The following is a 17187-nucleotide window of genomic DNA, read 5'->3' on the forward strand; positions in this document are numbered from 1 at the left end:
CGTACGTTGGTGATCGACGCAGTCGCAACCGACCCGAGGGGACACCTGGTGACCGCCCCGGACCGCGCTGCCACGCAGCGCGACGCGGACGAAGCGCTCGTGGCGCTCTACACCGCTCACTACTACTCCTTGGTGCGGCTGTCCGCGCTGCTGTTGCACGACACCGCCGCCGCCGAGGACGTCGTGCAGGACGCGTTCGTCGCGATGTACCGGTCGTGGCGTGGCCTGCGCGACCCGGAAGCAGCCCTGGCCTACCTGCGTCAGGCGGTGGTCAACCGATCCCGGTCGCGGCTGCGCCACCTGAAGGTGGTGGACCGGAAGGCTCCCGCTCCGATGCCCGATGCGCCGAGCGCGGAGTACAGCGCGATCCACGAGGTGGAGCGCTCCGGTGTCATGGCGGCGCTTCGCGCGCTGCCGCGCCGTCAGCGCGAGGTGCTGGTGCTCCGCTACTACTCCGACCTTTCCGAATCCCAGATCGCCGACGCCCTGCAGATCAGCAACGGCGCCGTCAAAAGCCACGCGTCGCGCGGTCTCGCCGCGCTGCGCGAGTCCTTGGAGTCGCTGTCATGACCGACGACCGAACCGACGACACCCGCTCCGAAGACGCGCTGCGACGCGTCCTCGCCCTCGAAGCGCAGCAGGTCCAGCCCACCGGCGACGGGCTGTCGCGCATCCAGCAGCGGGTGGCCGCGCGCCAGTCACGGCTGCGCTGGATGCGTCCTGCGCTCGCGGGCGCCGCGGCGGTCGTCGTGCTCGGCGGCGCCGTCGGCGGTTATGCGATCGCCACGAACGGCAGCGGCAACCAGACGGTGAAGTACGGCGACGGTTCGCCCTCGCCGACCGCGGTCCCGGTGACCGAGTCCGGGTTCCCGGCACAGGGCATCTTCCCCTTCACCAACGCCGCCGAGGAGCAGTCCTGGGAGCAGCAGTACGACTCGGGCGGATCGATGCCGTGGATCACCTCGCCGGAGGCGGTCGTGGAGTCCTGGGTCGACAACTACCTGAAGCAGTCGGGGCTGCGTTCCCTCGACGCGAACAACCAGCCTGACGGGGCGACCGACTCGGTCACGATGGGTCGGGACGTGGACGGCAGTCCGCAGCCGGTGACGGTCGTCGCGCTCCAGCGCTACGGGAAGGCGTGGATCGTCACTGGCGCGACCGACCCCTACGGCAAGCTCCAGTTCAGCGACCCCGCCGCAGACAGCGCGGTCAGCTCACCGTTGACCGTCGACGGTCCGGCGTACGGCGTCGACGAGCAGGCCACGGTCGAGGTTCGCGACGCCGAGACGCCGGCGTTGTTCGGCCAGGCCACCACCGGTCCGTTCGGCAACGGCTCCGCGCAGTGGTCGGCGACGGTGCCGTTCACAACGACCTCCGACGCCGGCGTCGTGGTTGCCACCGTTGCCTCGGCGGCCGACGGTCGGGTGGCCACCCTCGCCGCCGAGAAGGTCACCTTCGGCAAGAGCGCACGCCCCGCCAGCACGACCGGTGCGGGCGTCGTCTACGCCGTACAAGGTGGCACGCTGGTCACTCTCGACCCGACCACCGGAGCCAGCGAAGGCCCGGTTTCGATGTCCGGCCTGACCGGCAGCATCGGTGAGGTCCGCGACATCGCCGGCACGGTCTACGTCACCGTGAAGGGCGCCGACGGGTGCCTGTCGACACTGATGTCCGTCGGGACGGACGGGGCGACCCGGAGCGTCGCAACCGCGGGCCGCGGCTACGGCATCGTCGGGTTCGACCTGACCCCGGACGGGTCGAAGCTGACGTACTTCGAGTCCGGTTGCGGCGACAACGCCGGGCAGGCCGCGCTCGTGTTCTCCGACCTGACGCAGGGCACCGCGCACACGATCCAGTTCCCGGGCGAGCCGCCCGCGATCCTGGGCGACCCGGTGTGGGAGTCCGACGGCGTACACGTCGACGCGTTCGTGCGGACCGGGATGCAGGGCTACCTCGCCCGCTACGACTCGACGGCGTCGACCCAGGGCCCCGACGCGTCCACCCCGTCGGCCAACGCCTGCCCCGGCTACCAGGCCGACGGTGGCATGCAGAACGCCGTCGCGACGACCGCCCCGGACGGGACGCTGTGGTTCGCCACCCAGACCGGCACCTCGATGCAGGTCGTCAGCTGCGCAGCCGGCCAGCCGAGCGTCGAGTTCAGCGTGCCCCGCAACGACACCCCCACGGCGCTCGCCGTCGACGACCGAGGCCGGGTGCTCCTCGAAGGCGCCACGCACTCGGTCTGGGAGTGGGCCGGCTACGGCGACCCGAGCGAGCTCTCGGACGCGACCGGGGTGAGCTCGATCGCCTGGTGACGAACGCCCGCAATCCCCGCCAAGTACGAGAAAGCGGGCGTCTGCGGACGTACCGGGTGGTGTCGGATAGGTCGAGGTGACTAGTCCGAAATCATCCGAGCTCGCCATGTTCCCCGGCATCCGATTTGTCGAATCCTGTGTAGGGCCCTGAGCACGGGCCGAACGACAGCACAGGGAGACGACAGTGGTCGGCCAGCACACCCGTACCGCAATCGCAACCGGCACCTGCGTCACCCTCGGGCTGGCGCTGGCCGTGACGCTGGGGGCGGTCCCGCGCCAGACCGATAACGACGGCCAGGCCCGCGCCGCCGCGGTGTCCAGCGTCGTCCGTTTCGGCGCCGAGGCACTCCACGCTCCGCAGCACGTGACGTCCCACCCGCGTTCGCACGCGCGCCACACCGTCCACAGCAACGCCCACCTCGCCCACCCGGCGGCAGCCTCGCACACCTCCCTCGATCCGGCCGTGCAGTCGGCTACCTCTCACGTGGTGACCGTCGAGGACGCGGCCGCGCATCTCGTGTCCGCCGGCACCGCAAAGCCAGCGACCACCAAGCCGACCACGAAGCAGCCGGCGAAAAAGCACCACAAGAAGGCACCCAAGAAGCACCACAAGAAGACCGCGCCGGCCAAGCCGACCGCACCGAAGAAGGCAGCTCGGACGAAGCCGTCCGCCGGTCAGCTCGCCAGCGCGATCACCGGACTGAAGAAGTACGTCCACACCGTCTTCTCCATCACCACCTCCGAGGTGGACCAGTTCGGCGACCAGGTGTGCTCGGCGTTCGACAAGAACGAGAGCTACGCGAGCATCAAGTCGCAGATCAGCGCCAAGGTGAAGCAGCTGCCGTTCACGACGGTGACGGCCGGAGCGGCCGACTACGTGGTGCGGACCGCCGTCAAGCTCTTCTGCCCCGGCTACACCTCACGCACGAACTAGCCGATGACCACTTCGCCGGAGAACACTGTGCACGCCATGCCCCCGATCCCTGACCAGCGCGTCGACTCACCGCCGACAGCGCGTAGCAGCTCGCTCGCCGTCGACGGGCTGATCGTCGACGCGCCGGGCGGCGCGCGGCTGCTCGAGGGCGTCGGCTTTGTCGTCCCCGGCGGTTCGATGCTGGCCGTGGCCGGCCCGACCGGCGCCGGCAAGACCACCCTCGCTCGGGCGATCGTGGGCGCGATCCCCGTCGCGGCTGGAGCCGTGACCGTCGGCGGCAGCGACGTCACGAGCCTCGACCCGAGCCGTCGCGGCATCGGCTACGTCCCGCAGGACGACGCGCTGCACGCCGAGCTGTCGGTACGCCGCACGCTCGACTACGCCGCCGCGCTGCGCATGCCCGGCGCGACCGCCGAGCAGCGGCAGGAGCGCGTCGACGCGGTCCTCGAGGAGACCCGGCTGACCGGTCAGTCCGCGCTCGTCGTCGCCACGCTGTCCGCGGGGCAGCGCAAGCGCACCGCGATTGCGGTCGAGCTGCTGAGCCGGCCCGCCGTACTCGTCCTCGACGAGCCCACCTCGAGCCTCGACCCGGGCTACGAGGGCAGCGTGCTGACGACGCTGCGCCGGCTTGCCGACCTCGGTCACGCCATCGTCGTCGTCACGCACAGCCAGTCGGCGGTCGCCGCCTGCGACCGGGTCGTCCTGCTGGCCTCCGGCGGGCGGTTGGCGTACTTCGGTGACCCGTCGCGCATGCACGCGCGGTTCGGTACGACGGACGCCGCCGAGCTGTTCACCGCGCTGGACCAGGCGCGCCCGCGGGTGCTGGCGGGACACCCGTCGGCCATGCCGCAGGTCACCGAGCAGGCCCACGACGTCGCGGAGCGCACCGGCGTACGGACGCAGCTGCGGGTGCTCAGCCGTCGCTACTTCAACCTCACCTTCGCCGACCGGCGTCGCTCCTGGCTGCTGGCGTTCCAGGGCATCGTGCTCGGCGGCCTGCTGCTGGCCTTCGTCACTCCGGACGGGTTGGCTCGCCCGGTCGGCGAGCTGTCCTACGGCGCGCCGGTGTCGGCGACGGGCATGGCGGTGCTGCTCGTCACCTGCCTGACCTGGCTCGGCATGTCCAACGCGATCCGCGAGATCGTGAAGGAGCGCCACATCCTGACTCGCGAGCACCGGGCGGGCCTGTCGCCGGCGGCGTACGTCGGCTCGAAGCTCGCCGTCCTCGGCCCGCTGCTGGCGGCAGAGGCGACCATCGTGGGGATCTTCGCGGTGCAACGCCAGGAGGTTCCGCGCACCGGCGCGGCGCTGCCGTCAGGCATCGCCGAGATCGTGATCGCGCTCGCCCTTGCCGGGGTCAGCGCCGTCGCCCTCGGACTGTTCGTGTCGGCCATCGTGCGCAGCGCCGACAAGGCGCTCGCGGTGCTGCCGATGCTCATCGTCGTCGAGTTCGTGCTCTCCGGACTCACCCCTTCGGTCAGCTGGCCGGGGCTGGCTCAGCTGCGCGACCTCGCCGGCACTCACTGGGCGGTCCAGGCGATCGAGGCCACCGTGACCGGCGACGCGCAGTCGTGGCTCGTCGCCATCGCCTCGCTGGTCGCGCTGACCGTCGTGTCGCTGGGCGCCACGCTGGTCGTGGTACGACGCTCGCTGCGGCTGCCCGTCGCGCGGCCGGTCCGCAAGCCGCTCGGCGAGCGGCTGCGTGACTTGGGCCACCGGATGAACCCGGAGATGGTGCGGCTCTCGCGCGTCGGTGCGGCCGGGCTGGTCGCCGTCGCGTTGATCATCGCCGGAGCCCGGATGATCATCCCGAACAGCGCGATCGGCGGTGCTCCGCCGGTCACGACCGTCGCGGCGGACGGTTCGACCACCGCGCCGTCGATCACCGACGAGCTGCCCGGTGTGCTCGGCGACCTGTGGTGGATGTGGCAGACCGGCACCCACTTCGACATCGCCGCGACCGAGGCGGCGTACCTGCGGGCTTCACTGTCCTGACGGCTGCTCGTCCCGCAGGGTCCTGGCGGCGTACCGACGCCCGCGGGATCATCGTGCGGTGAGCGACGACGGCAAGCGCGGGCGGCTGAGCCGACGCTCGTTCCTCAAAAGCGGCGCCGGAGCGCTGGCGGCCGGTGCCATCGCCGCCAACGCGCCGTCCGCCGCCGCGGCGCCGTTGCCGCAACACGCGCTGTCCACGGCCGATCCCGACGTCCGTGCCGCGCTTCGGGTCCTCGGCAAGCGCACGTTGCGCCACCCCGGCTCGCGGCCGTTCCCGAACCTGGCGCCCGGGACCGACACGATGCCGGGCATCGAGCACGTCGTCGTACTGATGCTGGAGAACCACTCCTACGACAACCTGCTCGGGATGCTCGGGCGCCGTCCCGGGCAGACGCCCCGCGGCGACGGCTTCACGATCGGCGCCGACGGCAAGCCGACGGCGACGAACCCCTACGACGACGGCCGGATCCAGCGCGCGTTCCGGATGCCCACCACGTGTCAGCTCTCGCAGCAGCCGAGCCAGGAGTGGCGGGCCAGCCACGACCAGTTCAACGACGGCAAGATGGACGGCTTCGTCCGCGCGCCGGTCAGCCCGGTCATCGCCAAGACCAACGGACCGGTCGCGATGGGCTACTGGGACGACCGTGACCTGCCGTTCACCTACGACCTCGCCACGCACTTCCCGCTGTGCGACCGCTTCTTCTGCTCGATGCTCGGCCAGACCGACCCCAACCGGCGCTTCCTGATCGCCGGGACCGCCGCAGGCATGACCGACGACATCGGAACGTCGGGCAACACGATCGTGCCCGACCTCACGTTGCCGTTGCCCGCCAACGGCACGATCTTCGACAAGCTGACGTTGCACGGGATCAGCTGGACCGACTACTGCGCGAGCTTCCCGCTGGGCGCGACCGCGGAGCTGTTCCCGACGCCCGACACCGGGCTGATCCTGGCCAAGAAGCAGCCGCTCGATGCGTTCTTCACCGATGCGGCCGCGGGCAAGCTCCCGGCGTTCAGCCTGGTCGACCCGGACTTCGGCACGCAGTCACAGGAGAACCCGCAGAACATCGTCGTCGGCGAGAAGCTCCTTCAGGACGTCGTCGAGGCGGTCGGGCACGGACCGGCGTGGCACAAGACCGTCCTGATCGTCACTTACGACGAGCACGGCGGCTACTACGACCACGTGCCGCCGCCGGTGGCGCTGGCGCCCGACCCGATCCCGCCACTCGTCGGGCTCGAGGAGCACACCTACGACGCCTTCCGTCGCTACGGGTTCCGCGTGCCGACCGTCGTCGTCTCGGCGTACGCCAAGCGCAACCACGTCTCCTCGACGGTGTACGACTTCGGCTCGATCCTCGCCTTCGTCGAGCGCAAGTGGAACCTCGGCGCGCTGACCTATCGCGACGCCAACGCTAACGACCTGACCGACTGCCTCGACCTCGCCGCGCTTCGCGCCGGCCGGCCGACCTTCCCGGCTCTGCCCACGATGCGCAAGGCCAACTACCGCCCGGCGACGTTGAAGTGCAGCACCGACGGGCCGGGCCGGATCCCGCCGAAGTGGTCGGTCAAACCCGCGCCCCGTCGTACGAAGTAGCACACAAGTACGCCCACGGAACCGGACAAGGCCCCCTCAATGGGGCGAACCGTACCGGGTCGTGTGCTACTTCGGGGAACGGCTGGAAGGTACGGCGGGCGGTACGGCGGGCGGTACGGCGGGCAGCACGTCGGCGGTACGCCGCGGGCCCCGCAACGCCGCGCCGACGCCGGTGGCGATGCCTTTGACGAGCCGCCACCGATTCGGTGAGTGGATCAGCCAGCCGGCCCAGCGGCGCAACGTCGCGCCGCCGTAGAGGAGGCGCTCCTTCGGGGTGAGCGCCGGGCTGCGGGTCCACAGCCACAGCTTGTTGCGGACCTCGAAGTGCATCCGGGCGCCCGGGTCTGCCGCCGGCTTGGCCGCGTGCCGCGTGACGCTGTCCGGGCACAGCAGACCGACCGATGACCGCAACAGGCGGGTGGTGTATTCGAAGTCGTCGTTCCAGATGAAGTAGTCGGCGACCGGAAGCTCGTTGCGCCGAGCGGCCAGCCCGTCGACGAGCACCGACACGAACGACGCGGAGCGGATCGCCATGCACCCGGCGGCCGCGGCGTCGGCACGTTCCTTCGGGGAGACGCCGGGACGCTCGCGCGGCGCGTTCATCGGGATCGGACTGCCGTCGGTGGCGACCACGCGGCTCGCGACGATCGCCGGCCGCGGACCGGGATAGCGATCACGAGCCGCCAGTAGCTGCTCGAGCGCATCGGGGAGTGGCGCGGCGTCGTCGTCCATCAGCCACAGCGCGTCGGCGTACGGCCGGGCGGCCGCGACGCCGAACGCGAAGCCGCCCGCCCCGCCGAGATTGGCCGACAGCTCGTAGAGCGTCGCGTTCGGGTGCGTGGCGCGGACGGCCGCGGCGGTGCCGTCGGAAGAGGCGTTGTCGACGACGACGATCTCGGCGACCGGGGAGGTCTGCGCCTCGATCGCGGCGAGACACTCCAGCAGCAGCTCGCGCCGGTTGTAGGTCACGACCACTGCGACGACCTGCGTCGTCGGGTGCGTCATGCGTCGGGGCGGCCGATCTTGTGCACCATCCGCCAGGCGACGTCGCGGCCGGCCTTCGTCGGAACGTAGCGAAGGAACCGGGGTGCGGCGTGGCGCGCCACCAGCCGCATGCGCGAGCGTTCCACCGCGCGCTCGTAGCGTCGCTCGATGGTGGTCCCGAGTACGTCGAGCGCGACCGTGAGCACCTCGTCGTCGGTCACGTCGCTGGGTTGGCGGCTGGTACGGAACTCCTTCGGGGCGGCGAGCTCGCCGAGGTCACCGACCACGTCGACGCCGAGCGACTTGATCCGCCGGATCCGCTGCCTGGACCTGGTCCGGACCCACTCCTGGCGGTCGACCGGGATCTGCAGCTTCTCACCGCGGCTGAGTTCGGCGAGCAGGCCGTGTGCGAGGTTGCCCTTGACGTTGCGGGCGTAGAACCACAGCGGAAGCTCACCGACCCGCTCGTTGAGGCGGCGCAGCATCTCGACCTCGACCACGCCGAGCGACTGGTTGGAGCGCACCTCGTCGAGCGCCAGCTCGACGTCGCCGGCGCCGATGACCTGGGCGAAGCGGTGCCAGAGCACGTCCGGGCCCGCCGACGACGGCGGCACCGTGACCAGATGCACCCGCTCCGGGCCGACGAGGGCGGCCCAGCGCTGAAGGATCGCGACCGTGCTGTGCGCCGACCAGAACCAGCGCGCCCGAAGCCGCCGCCGCCGCGGCGGCGTGTCGATCACGTCGACCAGCCACTGCTCCCAGGTGCGGGAGTTGCGGTGCTTGACCGTCTCCTGCCATTCCGCCGGAAGCAGCCCGGCGAGGTCGCGCGCGGTCAGCACCACGTGCACCTCCGCCGGCTGCAGCGAGGCGATGGCACGTGCCGCCTGGGCGTCGTTGGCGCCGCAGATCAGCTCGTGGGTGATGATCGAGGTGTCCTTGTTGGTGCGCGCAACCTTCGCGAGCGCTTCCCACGACCCCGCCCACAGCCCGCCCGGGTCGTCGGGATCCTGGGTGGCTTCGAGCACGTCCTGAGCGGCGCGGTAGTGGTCGCTGATGTCGACGCCCGGGATCGTGATGTGGTGCGCGGCGAGCGCGTCGCGATGACGGAACAGGACGTCTTGGAGAAACGTGGTGCCGCATTTCGGTTCGCCGATGTGCAGGAAGACCTTGCCCGTCATGACCAACCACCGTGCTGTTCGCGTTGCGCGCCGCTGCGCCGGGTCGCGTTGGCGAGGTTCCAGTAGGTACGCCGAAGGCCGTGGACGATGCGGGAGCGGTGGCTCGCGCGGATGACGGCTCGCTTGACGAACGACTTCTTCGCCGCCTCGTCGCCGTCGTCACGAATGCCCTGGGCAGCGGCCTGCTCGGTCAGCATGGCGGTGATGATCGACAGCGCCGGGCGCAGCAGATCGTCACCGTCGACGTGGTCGGGACTGCGGGAGGCCTGACGTGACGGACCCTTGACCGGCGCGAGGTCGGCCAGGTCGCCGACGATGTCGACTCCCGCGGCGCGCAGACCGGCGGCCACCCGCTTGGACTCCTTGGCCGCCCAGGCGAAGCGCTCTTTCGGCAGCTCGAGGCGCTCCGGCTTCGGCTCGTTCGCGAGCACCTGCGCCGCCAGCCGGTCCTTGACCGTGTTCATGTAGAACCAGTTCGGCAGCTCGGCGGGGATGGCCAGGTTGATCTGCCTGAGCAGCTCGGTCTCGGCGAGCCCGAGCGAGGCGTTGGACTCCGCGACCGAAGTGTCGACCCGGTCGGGGTCGACGCCGATGATCCCGGCGAAGCGCTGCCAGAGCAGGTCGGGCGCGCTGCCCCGCGGTGGCATCGTCACGACGTGCACCTGCTCGGGGGACAGACCCTGCGACCAGATTCGCAGGATCTCGAGAGTGTCGTGGACTCGCCAGAACCAGAACCGGCGCCGGTCCTCGGCGTCCGCCTCGTGGTCGATGATGTCGCCGACCCAGTCGTGCCAGCCGCGGGTGCTGCGGTGCTTGACGCTCTCCTGCCACTCGGCCGGGATGAGCGTCGCAAAGTCGCGTACGCCGAGGATCACGTGCACCTCGGCGTCGCCGAAGGACGCCAGCGCCCGCCCGGCCTGCGCCTCGCTGACCGCGGCGAGCAGCTCGTGGGAGATCACGGCCGCACGCGGCGCGCGCTGGGCCTGGCGGGCGATTCGCTCCCACGCCCCGGCGTAGGAGCCGATCGGGTCGTTGGGCTGCTGCGGGACCTCCCGCAGATCCATCGCGGCACGCCAGTGGGCGAGCGGACGCGGGCCGGGGAGCACGACGCCGTCGACGGCGAGCGCGGCGCGGTTGCGCCACATCACCTGCTGGAGGTGGGTGCTGCCGGTCTTGGGCTCGCCGACGTGCAGGAACACCTTGGACGGCCCAGAGCTGGTTGACCCCGGGTTGGCCCGCACCGCCCTAGGATAATCGCGGTGCACGAGCCCTTTGCGCTGATGCTGCCCGTGTTCGGGGGCGATCGTGCCGACTTCCTGGCCCAGGCTTTTCGCAGCTCGGTCGACGACCAGCAGCTGCGACCCAGCCAGGTGATCCTCGTCCGCGACGGCCCGGTGGGCGAGGCGCTGGCGAGCACGCTGGACCACCTGCGGGCGACTTCGCCGGTGCCGGTGACCTACGTCGAGATCGCCGAGAACGGCGGGCTCGGTCCGGCGTTGGACGCGGGACTCGAGGCCTCGCAGTACGACGTCGTCGCGCGGATGGACGCCGACGACGTGTCGATGCCGAACCGGTTCGCCGTCCAGGTCCCGCTCATCGCCGACGCGGACATCGTGGGGTCCGGGCTGCTCGAGTTCCATGACGACATCGCCAACGTCGTCGGCCAGCGTACGCCGCCGGTGGGGGCCGACGCGATCCGCGGCTACGCGCACCTGCACGACCCGTTCAACCACCCGACCGTCGTCTACCGGCGTGCGGCCGTGCTGGCTGCCGGCGGGTACGGCGCCACCGTGCCGCTCATGGAGGACTACTGGCTGTTCGCGCGGATGCTCGCCAACGGCGTCACGCCGGTGAACGTCGCCGAGCCACTCGTCTACTACCGGGTCAGCAGCGGGGCCTACCAGCGTCGCGGCGGGCGGGACCTGCTGCGCGCCGAGCTGCGGCTGCAGCGCGGCATGCGCGATGCCGGCATCACCAGCCGGGCGCAGTACGTTCGAAACGTTGCGATCCGCGGCGGTTACCGGCTGGTCCCGTGGCGGCTGCGGCGTAGCCTGTACACCACCATGGTCGCCACCCGTTTCGCGAAATCGACCGACCCGGTGACCAGGTGAGCGACCTTGTCGTCGTCGGATCGGGCTTCTTCGGTCTGACCGTTGCCGAGCGCTGCGCCACCGAGCTGGGGCTGTCGGTCCGCGTCATCGAACGTCGTCATCACATCGGTGGCAACGCCTACACCGAACCCGAGCCGCAGACCGGCATCGAGGTCCACATGTACGGCTCGCACCTGTTCCACACGTCGAACAAGCGAGTGTGGGATTACGCGAACCTCTACTCGTCGTTCACCGACTATCGCCACCACGTCTACTCGAAATACCAGGGCCGGATCTACCCGATGCCGATCAACCTGGGCACCATCTGCTCCTACTTCGAGAAGGCGATGTCCCCGGACGAAGCGCGCGCGCTCGTCGCCGAACAGGCCGGTGGCGTCTCCGCCGAGGCGAGCAACCTCGAGGAGAAGGCGATCTCACTGATCGGCCGGCCGCTGTACGAGGCGTTCATCCGCGGCTACACCGCAAAGCAGTGGCAGACCGACCCGCGCGAGCTCTCGGCCGACATCATCACGCGGCTGCCGGTGCGCTACACCTTCGACAACCGCTACTTCGCCGACACCTACGAGGGTCTGCCGGTCGACGGCTACACGAAGTGGCTCGAGCGGATGGCCGACCACCCCAAGATCGAGATCGACCTCAACGTCGACTTCTTCGACATCCGCAAGGACGTCGTGGGGCAGGTACCCATCGTGTACACCGGCCCGCTCGACGCGTACTTCGACCACGTCGAGGGCACGCTCGGCTGGCGCACGCTCGATCTGGAGACCGAGGTCGTCGCCACCGGGGACTACCAGGGAACCTCGGTGGTCAACTACGCCGACCCGGACGTCCCGTTCACCCGGATCCACGAGTTCCGTCATCTGCACCCGGAGCGCGACTACTACCCCTCTGACGCCTCGGTGATCATGCGGGAGTTCTCCCGGGTCGCCGACGCCAGCGACGAGCCGTACTACCCGATCAACACCGCCGAGGACCGCGAGCGGCTGCTGAAGTACCGCGAGCTCGCCAAGCGCGAGCCGCAGGTCGTGTTCGGCGGCCGGCTCGGCTCGTACAAGTACCTCGACATGCACATGGCCATCGGGGCCGCGCTGTCGACCTTCGACAACCGGATCCGGCCGCACTTCGCCGACCACGCGCCTCTCGCATCTGGAGACGACGAATGAGCATCGCCGAGCAGCGGACCGACCTGCAGGTCGCGCCCACGGTCGACGTGACGGATGCGGGCCTCGGCCTGCGCGTGTTGCAGCGTGTCGTCCTGCCGATGGCCGACGACATGGACGTGCTTCCGCTGTACGTCGAGACCGACCTCGACCGCGGCTCCAACCTCGCCGTACTCGACGCCAGCGACATCGAGGAAGAGGAGAAGAAGAAGAAGACGCAGTCCTCCGCGGTCGTCAACGCCGCCGCCGGCGTTGCACAGTCGCTGATCCGAGCGCTCGGCAACCCCTCAGGCATGGGCGACCTCGCGAACCGTCGCTCGGCTCTCATCACCGCCGGTGAGCGCGTTTCGTTCGGCACGTACTTCAACGCGTTCCCGGCGTCGTACTGGAGCCGCTGGAGCGTCATCGACGAGGTCGTGCTCCGGGTGAAGGTCAGCGGTGAGTGCACGGTCGTCGTCCTCCGCTCCAACGCGAAGGGGCACGTCCACCCGGTCGAGTCCATCCAAGTCGCTGAGGTGGGCGACCTCACGATCAAGCTGCCCCTGTCGACCTTCGCCGACGGCGGCTGGTACTGGTTCGACATCGTCGCCGGCCCCAAGGACGTGACGCTCGAGTCGGCCGAGTGGGCGGCGCAGACCGACCGCCAGCAGTCCGGTCGCGTGTCGATCGGCATCACGACGTACAACCGTCCGGACTTCTGTGTCGACGGCCTGGCAGTCCTTGCGAGTGCGACCGACGTGCTCGACGTCGTCGACAAGGTCTACGTCATCGACCAGGGAACGCAGAAGGTCGCCGACCACGCCGACTTCGCCGCGTCGACCAAGGGAATCGGCGAGCGACTCGCCATCATCAACCAGGGCAACCTCGGCGGATCCGGTGGCTTCTCCCGGGTGATGGACGAGACCGTCCGCGCCGGCACCAGCGACTACGCGCTGCTGCTCGACGACGACGTGGTGACCGAGCCGGAGAGCATCTTGCGCGCGGTCACGTTCGCCGACCTCGCCCGCAGGCCGACGATCGTCGGCGGGCACATGTTCAGCCTCTACGACCGCAGCGTGCTGCACGCGTTCGGCGAGACGGTCGCGCCGTACAGCTGGTGGTGGGGACCGGCGCCGCGGACCTACCACGGGCACGACTTCGGCCGCCGGTCGCTGCGTCACACGTCGTGGCTGCACCGCCGCGTCGACGTCGAGTACAACGGCTGGTGGATGTGCCTGATCCCCACCGCGATCATCCGGGAGATCGGGCTCGCCCTCCCGGTCTTCATCAAGTGGGACGACGCGGAGTACGGCATCCGGGCGCGGGCCGCCGGCTTCCCCACGGTGTCGATGCCGGGCGTCGCGGTCTGGCACGTGCCGTGGCAGGACAAGACGGACGCCGTCGACTGGCAGGCTTACCACCACCTGCGCAACCGCCTGGTCTCCGCACTGCTGCACTCGCCGTACAAGCGCGGTGGCTCGCTGGTCAGCGAGAGCTCACAGCACCAGGTCCAGCATCTGCTGTCGATGCAGTACTCGACGGCGAAGATGCGGCTCATGGCGCTGGAGGACGTGCTCAGCGGACCGGAGCACATGCACCGCGAGCTGGCGACCAAGCCCGCCGAGCTGCGGCGGGTTCGTGCGACGTTCGCCGACGCGCAGAGCAGTCCTGACGTCGAGGCGTTTCCGCCGGCGAAGCGCAAGAAGCCGCCGAGGCGTGGCAAGGAGCCGACGTCGCCGTCGAACCCGATCGACCTCGTCATCAAGGCGGCGATCGGTGGGCTGCGTCAGCTGCGCCCGGTCGATCCGGCGACGAAGGACCGGCCGCAGGCCGTCGTGGCGAGCCAGGACGCACACTGGTGGATCCTGTCGCCGCTCGACGGCGCGGTCGTCTCAGCGGCCGACGGCGTCACGGTTTCCTGGTACAAGCGCGACCCGGAGCTCTTCCGCGAGCTGATGCGGGCCAGCGCTGTGGCTCACGCCCGGCTCTATCGCGAGTGGCCGGCCCTTGCCGAGCGTTACCAGCAGGCGGCGGCGGAGTTCACCTCTCCCGAGCAGTGGCGTCAGGCCTTCGAAGCCTGACCCCTGGTTCGGCTACGGTGATGGCCGAAATGAGCACAGGTACGGCCGGGCCGTCTCTTCCGCCCGGGTCACAGATCATGCTGAGCGCGACGACGCCCGGCTGCAACGGTGACTGTCTGCGCCATCGCGAGGGCAAGGTGTTGCTGTCCCCGATCTCGCGGAACAGCTCCTCGCTGGATCGAGCCGACGCGACGTGGGTCGTGCGAGCGGGGTTGGCCGACCGCTCGAAGCTGTCGCTGGAAGCGCAGAACCTTCCCGGGAACTTCTTGCGCCATCACCATGGCGTGCTCGTCCTGCACTACAACGACGGCGACGAGCAGCACGCGTTGGACGCCACGTTCGACGTGTCGCCGGGCAAGAACGGGCAGGGCATCTCGTTGTCGTCGCCCGACTTCCCGTCTCGGTTCATCCGCCACTATGCGGGCGAGGTGTTCCTCGCCGCGCGCGGCGGACCAGAGCAGTGGGCGAGCGCGGCGTCATGGGAGGACGACGTCAGCTGGCTGGCACGTCCGCCCTGGACGGTGTGACCGGCCCACGGGCACCTGCGAGATCTCTCAGTCGGCCGAACGGGTGGCCGCCAGCTCTTCGGCGGCGTCCCACAGCTCACGGGCACGCACCCAGGTCGGCTTCCACGGCTTGAACCGCCCGGCCCAGTGAACGATCTTCGGGTCGTCGACGTCCTCGAGCCGCGGACACCAGTTCCACTCCCGGGCAAGGACCAGCCGATCGGCGCCGGCGTAGGCGTTGAGCACGGCCTGGTCGTTCATCTCGTAGCGCTCGATGTACGGGAAGTAGTTGCGGCAGAAGCCGTCGGCGCGCATCCGCGCGAGGTCGAACACGATCACCCCGGCGTTGAACACGCCGAAGTCGAACGCGTGCCGCAGGTGGGTGCGGGCGATGAGCTCCTCGGCCATGTCGGGCCGGCCCTGGGCGCGCAGCCGGTACGCGGTGCCGCGTAGCTCGTTGAAGCCGCTCTGGTAGCGCCAGCGGGTCGAGGACGCGGCGGCGATCGGGTGCCCCTGGAGATCGAGGTCCGCGAGCTCGGCGACGTCGGCGAGGCACACCGCGTCGATGTCGTGGTGCACCACGCGGTCGACGTCGTCGAGCAGCTCCGGCAACAGCAGTCGGTCCATCGTCGCGACCGTGAGGTGACTGATCATCGAAGCCAGGTCGCCGTGGTCGACTTCGTCGGTGGGCAGCCACACGAACGACACGGTCGGGAACAACGCCGCCAGTCGCGTGAAGTCGGCCGCGTCGTGGTCGCGGCACATGACGAACAGCCGGATCGGCCGACTGGCGCGGCGCACGATGGAGTCCAGGCACACCACCATCTGGTGCTTGAGGTTGCCGTCGAGGGAGAACTCGAGGTTGATCTCGGGACCCTCGCCAGCCGGTTCGGTGCGTTCGACGACGACCCGTTTCGCTCGGATCGAGCGGCAGACGCCGTCGATGTCCAGCTTCAGCGGAAGCGGTTCGGCGTAGTCCGCGTCGCGTGCCAGGCCTTTGGCGACTGCGGGTGCACACGCCGCACGCCACGCGTCGTACACGGCTTGCTCGTCGTCACCGGCCACGATCCTGGTGACGACGTCGGACAGGGCGTCGGGGGCGTCCTCGGCGAGGAATGCCGCAACCCCTGCCGCGCGCATCAGCCAGTAGGTGTCCCAGTCGGCGCAGCCGACCGGACCGCAACGTCGAAGCTGGTCGAGCGCGGCCGGGACGAGGGTGCGCAGCCCGACGACGCCGTCGACGGTGATCGAGGCGAAGATCGGCCGGTAGCGGTCGTCGAACGGGAAGTTCGCCGTTACGCCGAACAGCGGCAGCGGCAGCTTGCCGATCACCGGCAGCCAGGTCCCTCGCGGGACGTCGGCGTACGCCGTGGCGTTGCGTCCCGCGGCGTAGAGCCACACGGTGGTCGAACCGGTGCCGGCGGTGCGGTCACCCGGCCGTCGGGCCATGAAGTCGTTGACCTGCCGGACCACCTGGACGTCGCCGTCGAAGCGGGTGTCCCGCGTCTTCGAAAGAAGCTCGAGCATGGTCCGCCGCTGCCGTCGATCGGGCTTGCGGGTCCGGCGCTTGGAATGCTCGGGCGAGCGTTCGTCGAGCAGCACGAAGGCGATCGGACGCCTCGCGTCGCGGTCGTCACGTTTGGTGCGCCGGCCGTACCAGCGGGCCAGCTCCGCGGCGCGCTGCAACGTGACCGGGTCGCCCTTCGCCTGCGCGATCGCCCGCTCGATCGCCCACTTCGACAGGTCCTCCTCGCCGTAGGCGAAAGCGACGTTGGCGATCCCGCGCCAGCCGACCGCGGAGATCGCCGGTTGCAGCTCGCCGGCTCGGAGCCGGTTGAGGACACCAACCGCCTCGTCGGGCGCAACGGCGAACGCGGCGCGGAAGAACTCGCCCGGCGCGAGTGGCAGCACGGCCGCCGGGTCGTGGCGACGCAGCAGCTCCCAGGCGAAGCCGGGCTGCCAGTCGAAGATCGCGAGGATCGCACGGCAGACGTCCCCGGCGAGGGCGGTCTCGGCGTTGCGCTGCACGGCCAGGGCCAGGGTGCGAGCCCTGCCTTCGCGGCCGCGGTTCATCACGGCGCGGAAGGCGGCGACGGACGCGGCCTGGATGTCGGCGGTGCGTTCGAGGGTGAGGGTGAAGTCGTCGTAGGTCCGCTTGGCGATGAGCGCGTGCTCGATCTTCTCGATCCGGTCGACCGGCGGCAGGTGAAGCCCGCGGCTGGCCCGCCCACCCGGCAGCACCTTCGCGTGGCGGACCTCGAGGCGCCGGTACATCAGGACCAGGCGGTCGATGCGCTGTTTGCGCTCCGTGATCGCGCGGGGCACGACACGGTAGAGGAATCGGGAGGGC

General features: G+C 70.2%; 13 protein-coding genes. 9 read left to right on the plus strand and 4 right to left on the minus strand.

The window, feature by feature from the left end; genetic code table 11:
* Positions 1-48: 48 nt before the first annotated feature.
* The 5 genes from VG899_07450 to VG899_07470 all read left to right on the plus strand — a co-directional run bounded on the left by VG899_07450 (position 49) and on the right by VG899_07470 (position 6838).
* Positions 49-570 carry a SigE family RNA polymerase sigma factor gene (locus VG899_07450; GenBank protein ID HWA66188.1) on the plus strand — a complete coding sequence of 174 codons (522 nt, stop codon included), beginning with the start codon at positions 49-51 and terminating at the stop codon, positions 568-570.
* Positions 567-2315, plus strand: coding sequence for a Gmad2 immunoglobulin-like domain-containing protein (locus tag VG899_07455; protein HWA66189.1), 1749 nt, complete (start codon positions 567-569; stop codon positions 2313-2315). The genes VG899_07450 and VG899_07455 overlap by 4 nt, the downstream gene beginning before the upstream one ends.
* Positions 2316-2499: 184 nt before the next feature.
* The gene (locus VG899_07460; protein ID HWA66190.1) at positions 2500-3249 is read left to right on the plus strand and encodes a hypothetical protein; all 750 of its coding nucleotides are present in this window, start codon (positions 2500-2502) and stop codon (positions 3247-3249) included.
* A 3-nt stretch (positions 3250-3252) separates the two neighbouring features.
* Positions 3253-5244 (plus strand): ATP-binding cassette domain-containing protein, encoded by a 1992-nt coding sequence (locus tag VG899_07465; GenBank protein ID HWA66191.1) that lies wholly within the window; start codon positions 3253-3255, stop codon positions 5242-5244.
* 58 nt (positions 5245-5302) lie between these two features.
* The gene (locus VG899_07470; GenBank protein ID HWA66192.1) at positions 5303-6838 is read left to right on the plus strand and encodes an alkaline phosphatase family protein; all 1536 of its coding nucleotides are present in this window, start codon (positions 5303-5305) and stop codon (positions 6836-6838) included.
* A 66-nt stretch (positions 6839-6904) separates the two neighbouring features.
* On the opposite strand, the gene VG899_07475 is transcribed toward VG899_07470, so the two are convergent.
* From VG899_07475 to VG899_07485, 3 genes are read right to left on the minus strand one after another with little or no spacing between them, the layout of a single operon-like run.
* The gene (locus VG899_07475) at positions 6905-7843 is read right to left on the minus strand and encodes a glycosyltransferase (GenBank protein ID HWA66193.1); all 939 of its coding nucleotides are present in this window, start codon (positions 7841-7843) and stop codon (positions 6905-6907) included.
* Positions 7840-9000 carry a hypothetical protein gene (locus VG899_07480; GenBank protein ID HWA66194.1) on the minus strand — a complete coding sequence of 387 codons (1161 nt, stop codon included), beginning with the start codon at positions 8998-9000 and terminating at the stop codon, positions 7840-7842. The genes VG899_07475 and VG899_07480 overlap by 4 nt, the downstream gene beginning before the upstream one ends.
* Positions 8997-10241: a hypothetical protein gene (locus VG899_07485; GenBank protein HWA66195.1), complete on the minus strand. Its 1245-nt coding sequence runs from the start codon at positions 10239-10241 to the stop codon at positions 8997-8999. The genes VG899_07480 and VG899_07485 overlap by 4 nt, the downstream gene beginning before the upstream one ends.
* Before the next feature lie 18 nt (positions 10242-10259).
* On the opposite strand from VG899_07485, the gene VG899_07490 reads away from it, so the two are divergent.
* The 4 genes from VG899_07490 to VG899_07505 are packed head-to-tail and all read left to right on the plus strand — an operon-like array spanning position 10260 to position 14858.
* A complete protein-coding gene (locus VG899_07490; GenBank protein HWA66196.1) occupies positions 10260-11111 on the plus strand; it encodes a glycosyltransferase in 852 nt (283 codons plus the stop codon).
* Positions 11108-12274, plus strand: coding sequence for a UDP-galactopyranose mutase (gene glf / locus VG899_07495; GenBank protein HWA66197.1), 1167 nt, complete (start codon positions 11108-11110; stop codon positions 12272-12274). The genes VG899_07490 and glf overlap by 4 nt, the downstream gene beginning before the upstream one ends.
* Positions 12271-14331: a glycosyltransferase gene (locus VG899_07500; GenBank protein HWA66198.1), complete on the plus strand. Its 2061-nt coding sequence runs from the start codon at positions 12271-12273 to the stop codon at positions 14329-14331. Before glf ends, VG899_07500 begins: the two co-directional genes overlap by 4 nt.
* 29 nt (positions 14332-14360) lie before the next feature.
* A complete protein-coding gene (locus tag VG899_07505; protein ID HWA66199.1) occupies positions 14361-14858 on the plus strand; it encodes an AbfB domain-containing protein in 498 nt (165 codons plus the stop codon).
* Between the two features lie 27 nt (positions 14859-14885).
* Here VG899_07505 and VG899_07510 read toward each other — a convergent pair whose 3' ends face one another.
* Positions 14886-17162, minus strand: a complete 2277-nt coding sequence (locus VG899_07510) for a glycosyltransferase (GenBank protein HWA66200.1) — start codon at positions 17160-17162, stop codon at positions 14886-14888.
* Positions 17163-17187 lie beyond the last annotated feature (25 nt).

This window comes from Mycobacteriales bacterium (assembly GCA_035550055.1).
Classification (GTDB): domain Bacteria; phylum Actinomycetota; class Actinomycetes; order JAFAQI01; family JAFAQI01; genus DASZTV01.